The sequence below is a fragment of the Mesorhizobium sp. M7A.F.Ca.MR.362.00.0.0 genome (genome assembly GCF_004023175.1).
In the GTDB taxonomy this organism is placed as follows: domain Bacteria; phylum Pseudomonadota; class Alphaproteobacteria; order Rhizobiales; family Rhizobiaceae; genus Mesorhizobium.
Window position 1 is genome coordinate 1 of the sequence record NZ_RZTF01000450.1, and the last position, 2,328, is coordinate 2,328.

At 61.1% G+C, this 2,328-nt stretch carries 3 protein-coding genes; all 3 read left to right on the forward strand.

The genetic code is table 11. The features are described 5' to 3' along the window. Positions 1-52: 52 nt before the first annotated feature. A complete protein-coding gene (locus EOC06_RS32685; RefSeq protein WP_128309733.1) occupies positions 53-502 on the forward strand; it encodes a hypothetical protein in 450 nt (149 codons plus the stop codon). Next, the gene (locus tag EOC06_RS32690) at positions 483-2,120 is read left to right on the forward strand and encodes a hypothetical protein (RefSeq protein ID WP_128309734.1); all 1,638 of its coding nucleotides are present in this window, start codon (positions 483-485) and stop codon (positions 2,118-2,120) included. Before EOC06_RS32685 ends, EOC06_RS32690 begins: the two co-directional genes overlap by 20 nt. Continuing rightward, positions 2,117-2,328, forward strand: a 212-nt coding sequence (locus EOC06_RS41020) for a hypothetical protein (RefSeq protein ID WP_206631304.1), incomplete at its 3' end; no start/stop codon positions are given. The genes EOC06_RS32690 and EOC06_RS41020, both read left to right, overlap by 4 nt.

Here is a 2,328-nt window from a genome sequence, read left to right on the forward strand (position 1 = left end):
GGAACTACCTCCGCGACCAGGGGGTCGACATCTCCAACCGAGGGTACTGCCCATGACCACCGCACGAGATCCGGGCCGCGTCCCTGTGCGCAACGGCCCCTACTACTGCTCACCGCGGTGCGGTGGCGGGAAGTTCTGCCGCCACGAATGGTATGAGGCGGCCAAACGCAATGCCGAGGCGCTGGCCTCCAGGATGGGCGACGGCTGGAAGGTCGAGGTCTGGGAAAATCTCGGCTGGCATTACCTGGTCCAGAAGGGATGCGTGACCATCCACATCAACGAGGACCGCAACCAGCCGTTTGATCGCAAGAACGGATACCCTGTCCGCTCCTATTCGGCGTGGATCCAGCCTGGTGTAGTCATCAGCGACCACGTCCTCCAGATCATCGAGAGCGCCCAGACGCCCGAAGACGCGCTCGGCTTCGCGGTTCAGGCCGCCCGCACCGCTATGTCGCGGATGGGCGAAGCCCTGGCGACACTTCATGAGGTGGCAGATGGATGAAGGCGTCTCCCTCCGCGAGAAACAGGTCGCCCAGCTCGCCTTCTACATCCGCAACCCCAAGTGCCTGGATCTCTCCGATCCAGGCACCGGCAAGACACCCCCGACCTGTGTCTATCAGTGGTATCTCTGGTCGCGACTGGGTGTCGGCTCGGCGTTCGTCATGCCCCTCTCGCTCCTCAAGAAGAACCGCGACGAGATCCTCCGGTTCACGGACTTCAAGCCCGACGAGGTGACGATCGTCACCGGGCTGCGTCCCCTTTCTCCCGCTCAGAAGAAGCTGGCCGGGGCTCTGATCGATTGGGACCACAAGCGGAGCAAATACAAGCTGTTCGGCTCGCAGAACGCGAGCTTCAAGGCTCTGCTCGACGCCGGCGTGGCGCGCAAGGACATGACGATCGACAAGCGGATGCTTGTCGCTCGCACCAAGCTACCCTACGAACTGGCCAACCCCGGCAACACCAAGATCTTTCTGATGGGCTTTGACGCCTATTCGACGCACTGGTCGTCGCTGCCGGACTTCGTCAGGGCCTGTCAGGTCGACGAGATCCACAAGGGATACAAGGGTGATGCCTCGCAGCGCACGCAGGGCTTCTACGCTTCGTTCCAGTCCAAGATGACCCACTTCCTGGGCATGACCGGCACGCTGGTCTCCGGCCGCCTGGACAGCGCCTATCCGGCGATCCGCGTGATCGAGCCGCGCTACTATCCCTCCTACAAGGGCTTCTACTATTTCCACTCGATAGAGGATCCGATCACGGGGAAGCTCAAGGCCTGGCGCAATCATGACAAGCTGTCGGCGATCCTCGGCAAGCACGGCATCCGCTTCACCTTCGAGTCGGTCTACGGCAAGGAGGCCAAGGTCATCATCCCCGAGTTCGTGGAGATGTCCGAGAAGCAGCGCGAGATCTACAACAAGTTCAAGGACGACGCCTTCCTCGAACTGGACAAGTTCTTCCTTGACGGCACCCAGCCCGGTGTCGGCTTCATCCGCGCTCGCCAGATCATGGAGCACCCCAATTCGTTCCCTGATCTGTCCGACCCGGAGAGCGGGAAGACGATCGACATCATGCATGGCGCGCGCTGCGGAAAGGAGGAGCGCCTCGATCTCCACTTCGAAGACCACTCGCGCACGGGCAAGCCGCTGATCATCTACGCGGCCCTCAAGCCCCAGCAGTACCGCATCCTGGAAATGGCCCGCGCGTACGGCATGAAGGCCGAAGTCCTCAATGGCGACATATCGGCGACCAAGCGTGGTGAAATCGATCTGGCGTTCCGCGAGGGGCGCCTGAACTGCATCATCGCATCACCACAGGTGGCCGACGTCGGCTTCAACTGGCAGTTCTGCGGTGACCAGGAGGTCGACCACATGATCTTCGCCTCGCTCGACTTCCTCGACACTACCGTCCTGCAGGCCTACCGGCGGGCGATCAGAGGCAAGCGTGGCACGCCGCTGCGCATCACCGTCCTGCTTTATGAGGACAGCCTGGACAACCGGATCACCTGGATCATCTACGAAAAGTCGCTCGACGCTCATAAGGTCGACCCGACGCATCAGGTGCTAAGGCTGTTCGAACACAACATCGAAGGTGAGGAAGAGCCGATGAAGGAGGCGGCATGAGAGATATCTTCGCATTGGAGACATCGCTGAGCGGTCCCCACTACCAGCGCGTGATCTGGTTCAAGCTCCAACAACCGGGCGACAACGGTTTCTACCGCGCAGTCAGCAGCTTGAACGCATTCTTCCATGCTCGGCGGCTGTCTAGGAACGTCACCACAGCTCGACAGTTCACTCGACACGATGAGAGGGAAAGGCAGCTCTACCAACA

Bases quoted from the DNA above. Each gene is read 5' to 3' on its own strand.
- EOC06_RS32685 (WP_128309733.1), top strand. From the start codon at position 53: ATGACCACCGCACGAGATCCGGGCCGCGTCCCTGTGCGCAACGGCCCC.
- EOC06_RS32690 (WP_128309734.1), top strand. From the start codon at position 483: ATGAGGTGGCAGATGGATGAAGGCGTCTCCCTCCGCGAGAAACAGGTC.